This window comes from Streptomyces sp. RKAG290, assembly GCF_023701695.1.
Taxonomy (GTDB): Bacteria; Actinomycetota; Actinomycetes; order Streptomycetales; family Streptomycetaceae; genus Streptomyces.
Map to the genome: position 1 here is coordinate 3,333,357 of NZ_JAJOZC010000001.1, position 16,037 is coordinate 3,349,393.

18 protein-coding genes and 1 tRNA gene are annotated in these 16,037 nt (G+C 71.3%); 15 read left to right on the plus strand and 4 right to left on the minus strand.

The genetic code is table 11. The features are described from left to right. Positions 1-38: 38 nt before the first annotated feature. Positions 39-1,448 (minus strand): oxygenase MpaB family protein, encoded by a 1,410-nt coding sequence (locus tag LNW71_RS14445; protein WP_250972000.1) that lies wholly within the window; start codon positions 1,446-1,448, stop codon positions 39-41. A gap of 272 nt (positions 1,449-1,720) precedes the next feature. Next, entirely contained in the window at positions 1,721-2,497 is a 777-nt protein-coding gene (gene uppS / locus LNW71_RS14450; protein ID WP_285802669.1) for a polyprenyl diphosphate synthase, read from the minus strand. Between the two features lie 378 nt (positions 2,498-2,875). Here uppS and LNW71_RS14455 point away from each other — a divergent pair, with 378 nt between their 5' ends. Beyond that, a complete protein-coding gene (locus LNW71_RS14455; RefSeq protein WP_250968602.1) occupies positions 2,876-3,073 on the plus strand; it encodes a hypothetical protein in 198 nt (65 codons plus the stop codon). A gap of 539 nt (positions 3,074-3,612) precedes the next feature. Here LNW71_RS14455 and LNW71_RS14460 read toward each other — a convergent pair. Next, the gene (locus LNW71_RS14460) at positions 3,613-4,269 is read right to left on the minus strand and encodes a hypothetical protein (RefSeq protein WP_250968603.1); all 657 of its coding nucleotides are present in this window, start codon (positions 4,267-4,269) and stop codon (positions 3,613-3,615) included. Between the two features lie 373 nt (positions 4,270-4,642). On the opposite strand from LNW71_RS14460, the gene LNW71_RS14465 reads away from it, so the two are divergent. From LNW71_RS14465 to LNW71_RS14500, 8 genes are all read left to right on the plus strand, one after another. Continuing rightward, the gene (locus LNW71_RS14465; RefSeq protein WP_250972002.1) at positions 4,643-6,799 is read left to right on the plus strand and encodes a TerD family protein; all 2,157 of its coding nucleotides are present in this window, start codon (positions 4,643-4,645) and stop codon (positions 6,797-6,799) included. A gap of 193 nt (positions 6,800-6,992) precedes the next feature. After that, complete coding sequence (locus tag LNW71_RS14470) at positions 6,993-7,406, plus strand: YciI family protein (RefSeq protein ID WP_250968604.1); 414 nt, start codon at positions 6,993-6,995, stop codon at positions 7,404-7,406. Continuing rightward, positions 7,403-8,653, plus strand: a complete 1,251-nt coding sequence (locus tag LNW71_RS14475) for an RNA polymerase sigma factor (RefSeq protein ID WP_250968605.1) — start codon at positions 7,403-7,405, stop codon at positions 8,651-8,653. Before LNW71_RS14470 ends, LNW71_RS14475 begins: the two co-directional genes overlap by 4 nt. 149 nt (positions 8,654-8,802) lie before the next feature. After that, entirely contained in the window at positions 8,803-9,765 is a 963-nt protein-coding gene (gene sigJ, locus LNW71_RS14480) for an RNA polymerase sigma factor SigJ (RefSeq protein WP_250968606.1), read from the plus strand. Positions 9,766-9,895: 130 nt separating this feature from the next. Continuing rightward, positions 9,896-10,255, plus strand: a complete 360-nt coding sequence (locus tag LNW71_RS14485; RefSeq protein ID WP_250968607.1) for a DoxX family protein — start codon at positions 9,896-9,898, stop codon at positions 10,253-10,255. Positions 10,256-10,392: 137 nt separating this feature from the next. Continuing rightward, positions 10,393-11,007: an HhH-GPD-type base excision DNA repair protein gene (locus LNW71_RS14490; RefSeq protein ID WP_250968608.1), complete on the plus strand. Its 615-nt coding sequence runs from the start codon at positions 10,393-10,395 to the stop codon at positions 11,005-11,007. A 332-nt stretch (positions 11,008-11,339) separates the two neighbouring features. After that, on the plus strand, positions 11,340-11,636 hold the full coding sequence (locus LNW71_RS14495; protein ID WP_073727519.1) for a type II toxin-antitoxin system VapB family antitoxin: 297 nt from the start codon (positions 11,340-11,342) through the stop codon (positions 11,634-11,636). Between the two features lie 138 nt (positions 11,637-11,774). Further along, a complete protein-coding gene (locus LNW71_RS14500; protein WP_250972003.1) occupies positions 11,775-12,371 on the plus strand; it encodes a LytR C-terminal domain-containing protein in 597 nt (198 codons plus the stop codon). Between the two features lie 54 nt (positions 12,372-12,425). Here LNW71_RS14500 and upp read toward each other — a convergent pair whose 3' ends face one another. Then, positions 12,426-13,061 (minus strand): uracil phosphoribosyltransferase, encoded by a 636-nt coding sequence (upp, locus tag LNW71_RS14505; protein WP_250968609.1) that lies wholly within the window; start codon positions 13,059-13,061, stop codon positions 12,426-12,428. Positions 13,062-13,164: 103 nt separating this feature from the next. Between upp and LNW71_RS14510 the strand changes: the two genes are divergently transcribed. The 6 genes from LNW71_RS14510 (at position 13,165) to LNW71_RS14535 (ending at position 15,865) form a co-directional block, all read left to right on the plus strand. Then, positions 13,165-13,362, plus strand: coding sequence for a hypothetical protein (locus LNW71_RS14510; protein ID WP_250968610.1), 198 nt, complete (start codon positions 13,165-13,167; stop codon positions 13,360-13,362). A 187-nt stretch (positions 13,363-13,549) separates the two neighbouring features. Then, a complete protein-coding gene (locus tag LNW71_RS14515; RefSeq protein WP_250972004.1) occupies positions 13,550-14,110 on the plus strand; it encodes a hypothetical protein in 561 nt (186 codons plus the stop codon). 9 nt (positions 14,111-14,119) lie between these two features. After that, a complete protein-coding gene (tadA, locus tag LNW71_RS14520) occupies positions 14,120-14,632 on the plus strand; it encodes a tRNA adenosine(34) deaminase TadA (protein ID WP_374119413.1) in 513 nt (170 codons plus the stop codon). A 78-nt stretch (positions 14,633-14,710) separates the two neighbouring features. Beyond that, positions 14,711-14,795 (plus strand) — tRNA-Ser (locus tag LNW71_RS14525). 601 nt (positions 14,796-15,396) lie between these two features. After that, on the plus strand, positions 15,397-15,561 hold the full coding sequence (locus LNW71_RS14530; RefSeq protein WP_164494166.1) for a hypothetical protein: 165 nt from the start codon (positions 15,397-15,399) through the stop codon (positions 15,559-15,561). Positions 15,562-15,571: 10 nt separating this feature from the next. After that, complete coding sequence (locus LNW71_RS14535; RefSeq protein WP_250968611.1) at positions 15,572-15,865, plus strand: Dabb family protein; 294 nt, start codon at positions 15,572-15,574, stop codon at positions 15,863-15,865. The last annotated feature ends 172 nt before the right edge of the window (positions 15,866-16,037 follow it).

Here is a 16,037-nt window from a genome sequence, read left to right on the forward strand (position 1 = left end):
ATAGTTGATATCCAGGAAGTGTCCCTCCTGAGCACTGCCTACGCGTCGGAGAGCAGCGGATCGTAGGCCGTCGAACGCTGACGGCCGGACATGAAGGAGAGGAAGTCCCGCACGAATGCGCTCCGGGAGTAGCGCCCTTCGGCGTCCGCGACGGAGCGCTCGAAGCCTCTCCTGAAGAGGGCGCGGTACTCCTCGGCGTCGATGAACTGGTCGCCGTCCGCGTCGGTGACATCGAAGAGAACCTCGGCGACCCTGATCAGCGCCGGCCCGGCCAGGGACGGGGCTGCGGCCGCGTACTCCTCCGCGCTCACCCTGCCGTCGCCATCGCTGTCCAGGGCCGCCTGCAGCTCCCTCCACCACGCGGCGAACGCGTCGTACAGCCGGGTCTCCTCCGGCTCGTCCAGGTCGAGGCGCGAACAGAGTTCTCGTGCCATGGCGGCGAGATCGGGCCAGTCCAGAGAGCCGTCCCCGGTCTGGTCCAGCACCTCGGTGAAGAACACGCGGGCGCTGCGCCGGTTGTCGGGTCCGCCCGTACCGTCCTGCTGGGCCGGTAGCGGTGTGACCAGCCGGAGCAGCGCGCCGGCCCGTTTCATCCGGGAGCGCAGAGTGGTGAGCGCCTCGGCACAGGGGCCGTCGCCGTCCGGCGAGAACTGGAGCAGCCCGACGACGTTCTCGGTCTGGATCCAGTTGTCGGGCAGGGCGCCGGCCAGCCGGGCGGCCATGTACGCACCCTGCATCAGGGTCTGGGCACCGGGAACCTCCGGCAGCCCCGCCCGGCGGCGGAACGCCTCAGGAAGGGAAGCCACGGTGGCGGTCCCGATCACCGGCCCCGCCAGCGCACGGCCGGCCGCCCAGACCGTGGGCATGCCTGCGAACAGCGGCGGCGCCGGCAGATGCTCGAAGAGCCTGAAGAGGATGATGCGCAGCGCCTCTGTGTTCTGCAGCTCCTCCGTGACCATCCGGTCGTAGTACGTCCAGAACTCGGGCAACGTGGGCGGGAGGTGGCCCGCCTGGTCCCCCAGGGCGGCGAGGAAGGCCCGGAATTCGGCGTAGAGCCGCTCCATGGTGATCTGGTCCAGGGGCTGCCCGCTCAGCCGGCACATGGTGACGGAGCTCTCGAAGAGCGTCGCGACCACCCACGCCCGTACCTCGGGGTCCATGGCGTCGTAGGGCTGGTTCCGCGCGTCCGTGCCGCTCAGCCGGGTGTGCAGGCGGTTGAGCCGTGCCGCCTCCCGTTGCCGCGTGTGCTCGTCGGCTCCGAACATGCGCTGCAGGCTCACGAGCGTGTTGCTCAGCCGTCGCCACGGATGCACTACGAATGAGGAGTTGTCGGCCAGTGCCGCCCCGATCTGCGGGTGGGCGGCTTCCAGCACGGTGGCCCTGACGACGGCCAGTGCCCAGCGCGGATCGTTGAAGAAGCGGTGGAACTGCGAGCCGGGGCCGAACAGGGAGTCCGTCGGCGTACCGGTTGTCCCCCGGCCGGAATCCGCGAACGGGCCCGTACCGCCCGGGGCTCGGTGCGGGCCAGTGCCGCCGGGGGCTCCGTACGGGCCGGCACTGCCCGGGGCTGTGCCGCCGGGACCTTCGTACGGGCCGCTGCCGCCGGAATCCTCGTACGGGCCCGGCCCGCCGGCGCCTTCGTACGAACCCGGGTCGCCGGGGCCGGTCGGCGTGGAGTGGCTGCTGTCCGTGTCCTTCACCTTTGGTGCTCTCCGTTCGCTTACGACGTCACGCCGCCGAAGCGGCGGTCGCGGCTTCGGTAGTCGTGCAGGCACTCCAGAAAGTGCGACGCACGGAAATCGGGCCAGAGCACCGGCGGGAAGATCCACTCGGCGTAGGCAACCTGCCAGAGCATGAAGTTGGAGATGCGCTGTTCGCCGGAGGTGCGGATGACGAGGTCCACGTCAGGCGTGTCGGGGACGGGCAGGTGCGCGGCGAAGCTCGCCTGGTCGACGGCATCGGCGGAGACCCCGGCACGGATGAGGGAGCGTGCCGCGGAGACGATGTCCTGCCGCCCGCCGTGGTCGAACGCCACGGTCAGCGTCATGCCCCGATTGTTCTCCGTGAGAGTCGTCAGGTCGGCGAAGTCCTGGGCCAGGGGGGTGGGGATCCTGGGGTCCTCCGCTCCCAGGAGCCGGCACCGGATGCCGCGTGCGTACAGCAGCGCCGCGTGTTTGCGCACCACGCGGCGCACCAGTCGCATCAGGAAGTCGATCTCCTCGCCCGGCCGTCGCCAGTTCTCGGTGGAGAAGGCGTACAGGCTGAGCCACTCGACGCCTGCTGACCGCGCCGCCTCGATGACCTCGATCACCGTAGTCTCCGCCGCCCGGTGTCCTGACGTACGTGGCAGCGAGCGTTGCTGCGCCCACCGGCCGTTCCCGTCCATCACGCACGCGACATGGCGGGGCACCGGGCGCTGCCGTCCCTCACCGGGCGGGTGGCGTGGCTGCACCGGAACCACAGGTGCAGCGGGGCCCTCCGCGCCCTTCCCCCGCATCTCGAAGCTGCCGACACTGCTGACGCCGCCGACGCCGACGGAGTCACCCGTCGCACGCGCCTGCCCTGATGCCCCTGCTCCACTGGATGTCATCGAAGCGCCCCCCTCGATCCGCGTCCGCAGGCTCCACCGGGGCGGATGGCGCATCCCCCGCTGCTCCTCACCTCAGCAGCGTGCCGTCGCCCGGCCCCCGGCGCGCCGTGATGCCGGCAGGTTCACCCGTAGCACGCCAGTCGCAGGGCACACCTGCGCGCGGGGACGCTCGCCGTTCGTCCGTCATCCGGGCCGGGTGGAGCCTCCCCCGCGCCCCGCCCCTCGTGCTCGGTCCTGCCGGGATGCGACTTCGGGCCCTTCGCCTGGAATCCGTACGGCAAGCAGGTGCTCATCACCATCGCCTCGGTCAGTTTCGGGGTGGGCCTGCCCGCGGCGTGGATCGGCATCCCGGGGTGGACGGTGCCCGCCGTCGCCGTACCCGCGGTGGTGTGCGTGGCCGGGCTGTTGCTCCTCAGGCCGGGGCTCCTCAGACACCCGGTCCCCGCCCCGCACCGGCGGCGACGCGTCGCCGGCACGGGCTGAAGGGCCCGGCACCGGCGGATGACGCTCAACGCAGGGCTTCCAGAAGTCCTCGTGGTGGTCCTTGGCGAAGTCCACCGGGTGAATGGCTCCCGGCCCCCCCCCCCCCCCCCCCCCCCCCCCCCCCCCCCCCTGCGAGGGCCTGCGCGTTGGGTGCCTGCGGAGTCGTGGGCTTCCAGTCCGCCCTGCCCGTGCGGGCGAAGTACGTGCGCACGTGGCGGGCCAGGGCGCGGCCGCTGTCGAGGGAGTGGCGGGCCCAGTTGCCGTCGGTGAGTGCCGCCGCGAGAGCGAGTGCCGGTGAGTCGTCGAAGGCGCTGACGGGATAGGCCGCGGCGATGGCGGGTGCCCGGTCCGCGCCGAACTGCTCCTCCAGGGCCACGCGGTAGTCGGTCCGGTCGATCTGTGCGTCCGGGTCGCCGGTGGCTGCCTTCTTGGCGAGCTCCATTCCGTAGACCCTGCCCCGTTCCTCGTAGCGGTGTGCCCCTACCGCCGCCCGGCCCCAGCCCGGGACACCGGTCGCCGCACGTGCCGGGACAACGCCGTCAGCGGTCGCCCACGAGGGCGAAGGCGAACGCCAGGCGCCGGTCGACCCAGTCCGCCTTCACGGTGACCTCCACACTGCCCTCGGAGACCATCACCACCTCGCCCTCCGCACACCACTCGAGCGTCCGCGGCCGGTACGGCTGATCACCGCCCTCCGCGCCGAAGTCCGCGAGCGCCCCCACCAGCCCGATGGCCGCCTTGACGGCGACGCGCCCGACGGCCTCCTTCGCGGAGTCACCGGCCGCCCACTCGTTGCGCCCGACGATCTCGGGGCGTCCGGGCTGATCGATGCGCCAGGTGTGCCGGAAGGGCCGCCTCGGCGGTATCCGGCGCAACGTACCCAGCTCCGCGCCCCGCTCGTCGCGGACCACATGATGCCGCTCCCCGCCCACCTCCTGGGCCGCGTCCACGTAGCAGAGCAGCCGCTGCGCCGCCGGATCCTCGTACAGCGTGAGGCCGCCCGCGGACGGGTCGGCCGCGTGACGCGGGGCGGGGGCGAGGTACGCGCAGGGGGCGTTGACCCGGAAGTCCTTGCCACCCTTGGGGACGCGCACCGCACGCGGCCCGTGAACGCCCCTTTTCCGCTTGGTGGTCACCGGCTTCTCCTCGGTACTCACCACGAAGGTACGGACGTTCGCCCACGGCACCTGCTCCACCGGTGGCTCCTCGGTCTTCCTGCTCCTGCCGAATGCCACCACTGCCCCCTGATCGCTCGCCGGTACCTCGAGACCTGAGCGTACGACCCGGGCACTGCCGGCCCGAGCGGCACGTCATCGTCCGGAGCCGACGCCCGTAGCCCAGGGGACGCAGTTGGCGCCGCGCGCCGGAGCCGACGCCCGAGTGGCACGTGCTCGCGCGCGGGTCCGTGCAGCACCCATCCGGACTTCACGGTTCCTTCACACCCACTCCTTCCGGGCGCTACCGTTCTCCTCGTGAGCAGCGGATTGCGCTGTGTCACGGATCAAACTGCTGCCGTTGCCAGGGCGCTTCCCGACGCGGCCGCGCGTCTGGGGGGACCGCATGCGAGAGATGACCAAGGGTGCCAACGTCGGACTGGCAGACCTGAGCGACGACGCCGGATCGGTCATCGCAAGTCTGAGCTGGAGCAGCAACGAGGGGGACGGCGACGCCGATGTGTCCGTCCTGCTGCTGGACGGCAACGGCAAGGTCCGCAGTGACGCGGACTTCTTCTACTACAACAACCCGGCCGCGTCCGACGGCAGCGTGCAACTGCTGGGCAAGACGCCGACGGCCAGCGGCAGCGAGGACCGCATCAGCCTCGACCTGACGGCCGTGGCCCCGGACGTCGAACGCCTCGTCGTTGCCGCGAGCCGCTACGGCGGCTCCCGTTTCGGCGAACTGGACGATCTGCGGATGACGGTCGCCGACCGCACCGGAGAGGTCCTGCTGGAGTTCTCGATCGACGATGCCGGGGTGGAGAGCGCCTTCATCTTCGGTGAGCTGTACCGACGCGGCACCGAGTGGAAGTACCGGGCCATCGGCCAGGGTTACGAGACCGGCCTGGCAGGTCTCGCCACGGACTTCGGTATCGACGTCGATGACGAAGGCGAGGGCGAGGGCGAGGGCGAAGACTCGGGCGCGAGCGAGGAGGTGCGCGCCGACGGGAACGAGGGCGGTTCCGGGGATCACAAGGAAGCGGCGGAGCCACCGAGCGCGCCGGATGTCGCCGACGGCCTCTCACCCCGCCCGGCCGAGCCCGCTGAGCCGGCACTCGCCGGTCAGCCGGTCCCCCTCCCCCGGCAGCCGGTCCGCGAAGCCGACGGCACGGCCCCGGCGACGGCCCCGGCCAGGCGCACCCGCGGCCCCCGGACCGCGAAGAAGAAGGTGACGCTCCCGGCCGTGGTCAAGAAGTCGCTGGCCGAGAACGACGCGTGGAAGCCCGCGCGGCTGTTCCCCGCCCCGACGCTCAAGAGCGACAAGGAACGGGAGGTGCGGGCGACCTCCGTCCTGCTGTCGGTGATGGCGCAGGTACCTGAGTTCGGGCGCCGGCTGACAGCCGCCTTCGGCGCTCCGGCCGGCCGCATGCAGACCTTCACGGAGGTCTCGCTCCCGCACGGGGACACCCCCAAACGTCCGGACGGCGTGATCCGGGTGGAGCGGGCGGGCAAGCTGTGGACCGCCCTCGTCGAGACGAAGACGAACGGAAACGCGCTCAAGTCGGAGCAGGTCCAGAACTACATGGACATCGCCGCCCGGCGTGGTTACGAGGCCGTGATCACCCTGTCCAACGACGTTGCCCTGGAGGGCAGTCCGCTCGTCGACGTCAAGACCGACGGACGGCGCAAGCACAAGGTCGCGCTATGGCACCTGTCCTGGGCGGAGGTGGCCCACCAGGCCCACATGCTGATCCGGCACGAGGGTGTCGGCAACGCCGCTCACGCCTGGCTCCTGCAGGAGCTGCTGCACTACCTCCAGCACGAGAACTCCGGCTGTCACGGCTTCCAGAACATGGGCCCCTCATGGGTTCCCGTACGCAACGGCATCGACACGGAGACGCTCTGCCAGGGCGATCCGCGGGCCGTCGAGGTCGTCGAGAGCTGGGAACGGCTCATCCGTCAGGTCTGTCTGCGAATCGGCGGTGAACTGGGCCAGAAGGCCCTCCCCGTGCAGCGCGCCCAGCGCGGCACCACTCCGCGGTCGCGGCGGGCGGCCCTCGCCGACCAACTCTGCGAGCAGGGGCGGCTCACGGCCGAACTGCGCATCGACGGTTCGCCCGGCATCGTCACGATCACCGCCGACCTGCGGACGGGGAAGCTGCGTACCTCGCTGGAGATCCCGGTGCCTGAGGGGGCCTACCCGCTCACCTCGGCCAAGCGCCTGATGCGACAGCTGGCCGAGGCCCCTGCCGACCTCCACGTCGAGACGCTCGTCGAGGGGCACAGCGGTCCACGCGGCACTCTGGAACGCCTGCGCCCGGAGCCGGGCGACATGCTCCCCAAGGACGGCAGCAGGATCGCCGGGTTCCGGCTCTCCCTCTTCAAGGGCATGGGCGGCTCGCGCGGCAACGCCGAATCCGGCTTCATCCGCAGCGTCGACGACGCCGTGGACCGCTTCCACGCACACGTGGTCGCGCACCTTCCCCAGGCCGAGCGCCGCGCCGCGCGCCGGTCGCCGGAGCCGGAGCCCGTATCGGTCACGCCGTCGCAGACGCCGGTGCCGGCCTGATCGGAGAGGGGCGGACGGGAGGCCACGGGGGACGGGCGCGACGCATGCGCCTCGGTCCGGGTCTGGGCCGTTCCGGGAAATCTTCCGGGCTTACGGAAACGCCCCCGGCGCGGTGTCGAGAACCGTCACCCGGTTCCGACGTCCCCTGTGAGAGCCGCCCACGAGGGACGGCAGGGACACAAGGAGCGGAACCATGAAGTACCTGGTGATGGTGCAGGGCACGCAGACCGACTACGAGGCGATGCGGGGAAAGGCGACCGAGGGCAACCCGGCCTGGAGCGACAAGGACGTGCAAGCGATGTTCGCGTTCATGGGCGCGGTCAACGACGATCTCGCCGAGACCGGAGAGTTCGTCGACGCCAACGGGCTGGACGAGCCCGCCAGGACCCGGTTCGTCCACACGGGAGAGGACGGGCGTCCCGTGATCACCGACGGTCCGTACGGGGAGACCAAGGAGCTGCTCGCCGGGTACTGGGTGCTCGACTGCGAGAGCCTGGAACGGGTCACCGAGATCGCCGCGCGCATCGCGCAGTGTCCGACGCCGGCCGGCGCGCCCGTGCGACCGGTGGCGATCCGGCCCATCAACGACGGCGGAGGCGATGTGTGAGACGTACGACCGAGGTCGAGGACCTGCTGCGGCTGCACGCCCCGCAGGTCCTCGGCGCGCTGGTACGGCGTTACGGGCACTTCGACCCGGCCGAGGACGCGGTGCAGGAGGCCCTGCTCGCCGCCGCCCGGCAGTGGCCGGAGCAGGGGGTGCCGGACAATCCGCGCGGGTGGCTGATCAGGGTGGCCTCCCGGCGGCTCGTGGACCGGCTGCGGAGCGACGACGCCCGGCGGGCGCGTGAGGAGGCGGCGGCCGCGCTCACCCCGCGGGACGCCTTCACCACGCCGCCGCCCGACGAGCCGGTGCCGGGCGGCGGCGGCCGGGCACCGTCCGACGACGACACCCTGACCCTGCTCTTCCTGTGCTGCCATCCCGAGCTGGCCCCTGCGCCGCAGATCGCGCTCACCCTGCGGGCCGTCGGCGGACTGACCACCGCCGAGATCGCCCGGGCGCATCTGGTCCCCGAGGCGACCATGGCGCAGCGGATCAGCCGTGCGAAGCGCAAGATCCGGGGCGCCGCCTTCGTCCAGCCCGGACCCGCCGACCGCGACAGCCGCCTCACCGCCGTGCTCCAGGTGCTCTACCTGATCTTCAACGAGGGCTACACGGCGACGTCCGGCCGCGCCCTGCACCGCGCCGAGCTGGCCCGGGAGGCGATCCGGCTGACCCGTTCGGTGCGCAGGCTGCTGCCCCGGGACGGCGCGGTGACCGGGCTCCTGGCGCTGATGCTGCTGACCGACGCCCGCAGCGCCGCGCGCACGGGTCCGCACGGCGAACTGATCCCGCTCGACGAGCAGGACCGCACCCGCTGGGACCGGTCGGCCGTCGCCGAGGGCCTGGCGCTGGTCGAGGAGGCGCTGGCCGAGGGACCGGCCGGGCCGTACCAGGTGCAGGCGGCCATCGCCGCGCTGCACGACGAGGCCCCCCGCGCCGAGGACACCGACTGGCCGCAGATCCTCGCGCTGTACGACGTCCTGGTGCGCCTCGCCCCCGAGCCGATGGCCGAACTGGGCCGGGCCGTCGCCGTCGCGATGGTGCACGGGCCGCAGGCCGGGCTCACCGAGGTCGACGCGCTCGCGGACCGGCTGGCGGGCCACCACCGGCTGGACGCGGTCCGCGCCCACCTGCTGGAACGGGCCGGCGACACGGCCGGGGCCCGCGCCGCCTACCACGCGGCAGCCGCCGGCACCCTGAGCATCCCCGAGGCCCGTTACCTCCGGAAGCGTGCGGACCGTCTGGGTGGCTAGGGTCGTTCGTCTGCGTGCCCTGGCGCCGGGCCCCAGGCCCGCCCACCGGTCCCGGGCCCCAGGCCGACCCACCTGTCCAGGCCCAGGTCCGATGTCACACTCGCGCCCCGGCAGCAGTCTCAGGGTGTAACCGCGACAGGAGGCACCTGATGTCCGACCCCGGCCCTCACCCCGGCACCGAACCCGGCCCCAGCCCCGGAACGGGCTCCGGCAGCGCCACCGAGGTGTTCGTCGACCACCGCGAGCTGCTGTTCTCGCTCGTCTACAACATGCTCGGCAGCGTCGCCGACACCGAGGACATCCTCCAGGAGACCTGGCTCTCCTGGACGGCCCGGAACGAGGCGACCGGCGCGGAGCCGATCGAGAGCCCGCGCGCCTACCTCGTCCGGATCGCCGTGAACAAGGCCCTCTCCCGGCAGGCGGCCATCAACCGCCGCCGTGAGACGTACGTCGGTACATGGCTGCCCGAGCCGCTCGTCTCGACCACCGACACCCCGCCGCCCACCGAGGACGAGACCGCCGACCGGGCGGAGCGCTCGGAGTCCGTGTCGATGGCGATGCTCGTCGTCCTGGAGACGCTGACCCCGCTGGAGCGTGCCGTCTTCGTCCTGCACGAGGTCTTCGGCTACGCACACACGGAGACGGCGGAGATCCTGGGCCGCAGCCCCGCCGCGGTGCGCCAGCTGGCCCACCGCGCCCGCGACCACGTGCAGGCCCGCCGGCCCCGCTACCGCCCCGATCCGCTGCTGCACCGGCAGGCCACCGAGCACTTCCTGGACGCGGTGTTCGGCGGGGACATGGCCGCCCTGATGCGGCTGCTCGCCCCCGACGTCACCCTCTGGGCCGACGGCGGCGGCAAGTCCGCGATCGCGGGCCCGCGCCCGGTGCACGGCCGCGACAACGTCGCCCGGCTGCTGATCTCCCGCGCGTCCCACCGCGACGGCCTGGAGATCGCCTACCGCCAGGTCAACGGGGACCCCGCCGCGGTCCTGTTCAGCGGCGACGCCCCCTTCGCCGTGATGGTCCTCGACCTGACCCCGGACGGCGAGCAGGTCAGCGACATCTACAACATCGCCAACCCCGACAAGCTGCCGCCCGCCGGCCTCGGCTGAGAAGCCCCGAGGCCCCGCCGCACCACCACCGTCGCGCCGCCGCACGACCGCTCCGTCGCGCCGTCGCGCCACCCGAAACCGGCACCCGAAACCGGCACGGCAACCCGAGAAACGAGAACGGGAACTCATCATGCTGTTCATCTCCTACGTCGTGGTCACCGCCTTGGCCGCCGCGCTCAACACCATGTCCGCGGTGCTCGACTTCCGCCGCTACGAACCGATCCTCGTCAACATGGAGAAGGCCGGTGTGCCCGCCTCCTCGCTTTTCCGGCTCGGCATGCTCAAGGCGGCGGGGGCCGCCGGGCTCCTCGTCGGCTTCGCCGTCCCGCTGATCGGCACGGCCGCCGCCGTGGGGCTGACGCTGTTCTTCCTCGGCGCCATAGGTGTCCATCTGCGCGCCCGTGACCACGGCTACGGACTGGCCGGCTTCTTCCTGGCACTGGCCGTCGCCTCCCTCGTCCTGGGGGTGGCCCACCACGGAGCCTGGTGAGCAGGCGTACGGGGACTGCGGTCCACGGTCCGCTCCCGCGAACGGAAACGAACGGAAAACAGCGGCAAACGGCTGCAAACAGCGCTACGGCGGTGATTGTGCTGGCCGTCACCCCCCGCGCTGGCGATGATCGGGGCATGACCAACAGCAACAAGGGCCAGCACATCACCCTGCGGATCGCCCAGCAGCCGGAGGCGGACGCGCTCCTCGGGCGCAGTCCTCTCGCCGCCCTGGTGGGCATGCTGCTGGACCAGCAGGTACCGATGGAGTGGGCCTTCTCCGGCCCGTACACCCTGGCGCAGCGCATGGGCGGGGACGATCTGGACGCCCATGAGATCGCCACGTACGACCCCGAGGCGTTCGTCGAACTCTTCACCGCCAAACCCGCGTTGCACCGCTATCCCGGCTCCATGGCCAAGCGTGTACAGCAGCTGTGCCAGTTCCTCGTGGCGCAGTACGACGGCGAGGCGGGCGCCGTATGGAAGGACGCGGCCACCGGGGCCGAGCTGCGGAAACGGCTGAACGCCCTGCCCGGCTTCGGCACCCAGAAGGCGCAGATCTTCCTCGCGCTGCTGGGCAAGCAGTTCGACGTCCGGCCGCCGGGCTGGCAGGAGGCGGCGGGGGCGTACGGGGAGGCCGGCTCGCACCGCTCGGTCGCCGACATCACCGGACCCGAGTCGCTCGCGGAGGTCCGCGCGTACAAGCAGGAGGCCAAACAGGCCGCCAAGCAGGCGAAGCACGCCGCCGGCTGACCCGGGGCGGGAGGAGAGCACCCGGCCCGCGGCGGGGAAGACGCCGGGTGGTCGGGGCGGGAGCACCCGGCCCCGGCTGTGAACACGCCGCGCGGGCCGGGGCCGACCCGACCAACAGCCCGGCACGTCAGCGTGGGTCGTCGCCCGCGCCACCGCTCGCACCGACACCGCTCGCACCACCCCCCGCACCACCGGGTGCGCCCCCGCCCGCGCTGTCGCTCTCCCTCATCACGACCCCAATTCCGCAATGGGCGGTTTTATGCCGTTGACGTCAGCATCGCAGTCCCCCTCCATGGCTGCGCCCGGAGGCTCTTGACCGGTAGGCTTTCCGTGTGATCTTCAAGCGCATCGGAAATGGGAAGCCCTATCCCGACCACGGCCGGGAAAGCACCCGGCAGTGGGCGGATGTCGCGCCGCGCCCGGTCCGCCTCGACCAGCTCGTGACCACCAAGGGCCAGCTGGACCTCGAGACGCTTCTCGCCGAGGACTCCACTTTCTACGGGGACCTTTTCGCGCACGTCGTGAAGTGGCAGGGCGACCTCTACCTGGAGGACGGGCTGCACCGCGCGGTCCGCGCCGCGCTCCAGCAGCGCCAGGTACTGCACGCCCGCGTACTCGAAATGGGCTGATCCCGCGCCCTGCAAGGCTCCTGCGGGGTTCGTTCGGGTGTTTTCGCACTCGTACGGGTGCGATCCATTGATCATTTAGTAGGCATCATCACCAGGTCGCACTACGCTGCGCCCATGAGCATGCTCACTCCCCCCGGCATGGGCGGAAAGTACCGCATCACGGGTGACAAGTACCCGCGCATGCGGCGCCCCCGCCGCCGCAGCAAACTGATCCTCGCGGCCACCGCCTCCGTGGTCGCCCTAGGGCTGGCCGGATGGGGCACGCTTCAGCTCATCGACGTCTTCACGGGCGGCGACAGAACGGCCAGCGCCGCCGACCGCAAGGCGGACTGCCCGTCCGCCAAGCCGTCCGCGGCCGCGAAGGTCCTGCCGAAGCCCGCGAAGATCAAGGTCAACGTCTACAACGCGACACCGCGCGGCGGGCTCGCCAAGGCGGCCGCCGATGAGCTGAAGAAGCGCGGGTTCGCCATCGGCAAGGTAGGCAACGCCGACGCCAAGTACGACAAGAAGGTCGCCGGGACCGGCATGCTGCTGGGCGCTCCGGCCGCGCTCAACGGCACGTTCCCGGTACTCGGCACCCAGCTGCCGGGGGCCGCGACGAAGACCGACGCCCGCAGGACGGCGGACGTCGATCTGATCATCGGTACGAAGTTCAAGGCGTTCAGCACGCCGAAGGCGGCCGCCGCCGCTCTGACCGCTCTGACCAAGCCGTCGCCCGCGCCGTCCACCTGCTGAGCAGGGGACGGAGCGGGCGGGGCCGCCTTCGCGCGGCGTGCTGAGGGACAGCCCTCAGTCGACGGTGCCGTACATCCGGTCACCCGCGTCACCGAGGCCCGGCACGATGTAGCCGCGGTCGTTCAGCCGCTCGTCGACCGAGGCGGTGACCACGGTGACCGGTGTCCCGGCCAGCTCGCGCTCCATCACCTCGACGCCCTCGGGCGCGGCGAGCAGCACGACGGCGGTGACATCGTCCGCACCGCGCTTGATCAGCTCCTGGATGGCCGCGACGAGCGTGCCGCCGGTGGCCAGCATCGGGTCCAGGACGTACACCTGGCGCCCCGAGAGGTCCTCCGGCATGCGGGACGCGTACGTGGACGCCTGAAGCGTCTCCTCGTCACGGATCATGCCCAGGAAACCGACCTCGGCGGTCGGCAGCAGCCGCACCATGCCGTCGAGCATGCCGAGGCCGGCCCGCAGGATCGGCACGACCAGGGGCCGCGGATACGACAGCTTCACGCCGGTGGTGGGTGTCACCGGGGTCTCGATGTCGACCTGCTCGGTCCGCACATCGCGGGTGGCCTCGTACGCGAGCAGGGTGACCAGCTCGTCGGCGAGGCGCCGGAAGGTCGGGGAGTCGGTGCGCTTGTCGCGCAGGGTGGTGAGTTTGTGCGCGACCAGGGGGTGGTCGACGACGTGGATCCGCATGGGACCCACAGTAGCCGCGCCTTCCGTACCCGTGCGCTGGCATCAACCTCACGTTCGGGGGGAAGGTGGTGGCATACGGACCCAGCATTGGGGTGATGAGCCGATGTCGGACGGGGCGCAGCAGGGATACGGGGCGCAACCGCCCGATCCGGAGGAGACGGACGCGCAGCGCCGCAGGCGCCGCGCCCAGTTCCTCCGCGAGCTTCACGAGGCCAAGGCGCTGCGGGACCGGGTCCAGCCGCGCCGGGTCAAGGCCGCCCGAATGCGCCAGGCCATGCGGATGCGGACGTTTCGCTGGTAGCCGTCCGGCCTGCGGAAGAACCCCCCGCCGGCCGCGTCCGGGAGAACTGATGGCCGACTCAACGGCCGAACTGCTCTCGCGAAGCCCTCCTTTCTGCCACGATTCCGATGGGCGGGACGCAGGGCAGCCGGACCACCGACTGCCCTCCCGCCGGACCGACACCCCTATGACCAGTGGGAGAGTCACGGTGTACTTCGCCGCACTGCTCGCGCGCACCGAAGACGGGTGGGAAGCGAGCGACACGGATCTCGACGATGTGGAGACCCTGTCCGATCTGACGGATCTGGCCCGTGAAGCCTCGGTTGACGAGGACACGGTGCTCGTTTTCATCGAGCAGGAGGACGCCTGGTTCGGCGTCATCCGGGTGGACGGTGAGGAGGACCCGCGTATCTACGTCTCGAACGCCTCCGCCGCCGCCCGCTCCTCGTACGGGGAGATCCTGCTCACCGATGAACTGCTCGGCCGCGAACCCGGGGCCGAGGACTCGATTGCCGCCCTCGAAGAGCTCGTCGGCCTCGACGGTACGGAGGACGGCGAGCCGGAGCGCCCCGACAACAACGACCACGACGACGATGCCGACGACGACGAGCCCGACGCCGACGCCGTACCGGCAGGCCCGCTGGGAGAGACCGGGGTCCTGTCCGACCTCGGGCTCCCCGAGGCGGAGCTGCTGATGCTGCGCACGGACGCATTGGTGGAGATCGCGGACGCGCTGGGAGCGGCCGAGGTCCTGGAGACCGTCCGTTAAGGTCCGCGGGTGACCGAAGCACCGCACCCGCACGGCCTGCACCAACCGCACGAGGCACCGCACGACCCCGTACGGGGCCCGTGGCGGGCGGCCATGCGCCGCGCCCTGGACGAGGCCGACCTGGCGGCGGCGGCCGGCGATGTGCCGGTCGGCGCCGTCGTCCTCGCCCCGGACGGCGCGCTGCTCGCCACGGGACACAACGAACGCGAGGCGACCGGCGATCCGACCGCGCACGCCGAGATCCTCGCGCTCCGCCGGGCCGCCGCCGCGCTCGGCGAATGGCGGCTGTCCGGATGCACCCTGGTGGTCACCCTGGAGCCCTGCACGATGTGCGCGGGCGCGCTGGTGCAGTCCCGGGTGGGCCGGGTGGTCTACGGGGCCCGGGACGAGAAGGCCGGAGCGGCCGGCTCGCTCTGGGACGTCGTGCGCGACCGGCGGCTCAACCACCGCCCCGAGGTGATCGCCGGGGTCCTCGAAGCCGACTGCGCGGCCCGCCTCACGGCCTTCTTCCGCGACCGCTGAACCGGCTTCCGCGTGTCCGCGGGGCGCCTCGGGCAATCGGATTTCGAAGGACGGCCGAGATGGTCTAAGCTCTCTCTCGGTAGCGTGTCCGAGCGGCCGAAGGAGCTCGCCTCGAAAGCGAGTGTGGGGAAACTCACCGAGGGTTCAAATCCCTCCGCTACCGCAGGTAGATGAAGGGGCAGACCCGTTTGGGTCTGCCCCTTCACTGCGTTCCGTCTCCGATCCGGCGGGCCTCGGCCACGAGCCCGTGGGGCAGCCCCGGCCCCCACGCAGGCGTGGTCGATCGGCCCGTCCCGGTAGGAGGCGCTCGCGAGCTCCGGAGCCAGGACGATCAGGGCCCGCAGGTCTTCGCCGGCGCGCCGGCGAGGGCCCCCACGCGCAGCACCGCGGCCCCGGACCGACAGAGGTCGGTCCGGGGCCGCGGTGCTGCGCGGACGATCAGGTCGGGGGAGGCGGCGTCGGGGGACAAGCCGCCTCCCCCGATGAGAACAGGCCCTGCCAGCCCTCGCCGCGATCGGGGGATGCCGCGGCGAGGACCCCACAGTGAGGTCCTGTTCCTCGCCCCTCGGATTTCTGCCACATCCGCTGGGCTCGTCATCCATCCTGCCGCCCCGCGGAAGCCGTGCGGACCGGCGAAGGACCCCGATCGCCGGGTCCTTGGTCCCTAAAGACCGAATGAGTGATCGAAACAGCAGGCGGATACGGCCATTCGTGCGGATAGACTCGCCCGACTGCACAGGGGATCGAAGGGGAGTCAGGGGCAGATGGTGCAAGCGAAGAAGATCGCTCTCTACTTGATAGTCGTCTTCGTGCTCTACACGATCATCACGTCCCCGGCCCGGGCCGCGGATCTCGTCCAGGTAGGGTTCGAAGGCGTTTCGAGTGCCGCACAGGGCGTCGGCGACTTCATGTCCGAGCTCGTGAAGTAGGAGTACCCGCATGATCCGCCATCTGGTCCTGTTCAAGCTGAACGACGGCGTCGAGCGCGACGAGCCGCGGGTCGTCGCGGGGGCCGAGGCCTTCCGGGAACTGGCGGACAAGGTCCCCGAGCTGGAGTTCTGGGAGTGCGCCTGGAACATCACCGACCGGCCGATCGCGTACGACTTCGCCATCAACTCGGCCGTCGCCGACGAGGCCGCGCTGAAGAGTTACATCGAGCATCCGGCCCACCAGGCGGCCGCCGGTCAGTGGCGTGAATTCGCCACCTGGGTGATCGCCGACTACCCGTTCTGACGGCTTCGGCCCTGCGAGCCCCTCACCACTGCGGTGAGGGGCTTTTCTTTGTGTTTAAACCGATTCGAGGTCAACACGACGTAATGGGGTGCTTGCACATAGTGGACATGTCTTGTGATGCTATGACCGCTTTTGACGGATGAATTGACCGAAGTTGACCGCAAAGGGGTGG

What these genes read in the sequence shown, in the direction of transcription:
- LNW71_RS14535 (WP_250968611.1), top strand. Translation starts at nt 15,572, where the DNA reads ATGATCCGCCATCTGGTCCTGTTCAAGCTGAACGACGGCGTCGAGCGC.
- sigJ (WP_250968606.1), top strand. Translation starts at nt 8,803, where the DNA reads ATGTCCGACCCCGGCCCTCACCCCGGCACCGAACCCGGCCCCAGCCCC.
- upp (WP_250968609.1), bottom strand. Translation starts at nt 13,061, where the DNA reads ATGCGGATCCACGTCGTCGACCACCCCCTGGTCGCGCACAAACTCACC.
- LNW71_RS14485 (WP_250968607.1), top strand. Translation starts at nt 9,896, where the DNA reads ATGCTGTTCATCTCCTACGTCGTGGTCACCGCCTTGGCCGCCGCGCTC.
- LNW71_RS14470 (WP_250968604.1), top strand. Translation starts at nt 6,993, where the DNA reads ATGAAGTACCTGGTGATGGTGCAGGGCACGCAGACCGACTACGAGGCG.
- LNW71_RS14510 (WP_250968610.1), top strand. Translation starts at nt 13,165, where the DNA reads ATGTCGGACGGGGCGCAGCAGGGATACGGGGCGCAACCGCCCGATCCG.
- LNW71_RS14530 (WP_164494166.1), top strand. Translation starts at nt 15,397, where the DNA reads ATGGTGCAAGCGAAGAAGATCGCTCTCTACTTGATAGTCGTCTTCGTG.
- uppS (WP_285802669.1), bottom strand. Translation starts at nt 2,497, where the DNA reads ATGCGGGGGAAGGGCGCGGAGGGCCCCGCTGCACCTGTGGTTCCGGTG.
- LNW71_RS14465 (WP_250972002.1), top strand. Translation starts at nt 4,643, where the DNA reads ATGACCAAGGGTGCCAACGTCGGACTGGCAGACCTGAGCGACGACGCC.
- LNW71_RS14490 (WP_250968608.1), top strand. Translation starts at nt 10,393, where the DNA reads ATGACCAACAGCAACAAGGGCCAGCACATCACCCTGCGGATCGCCCAG.
- LNW71_RS14500 (WP_250972003.1), top strand. Translation starts at nt 11,775, where the DNA reads ATGGGCGGAAAGTACCGCATCACGGGTGACAAGTACCCGCGCATGCGG.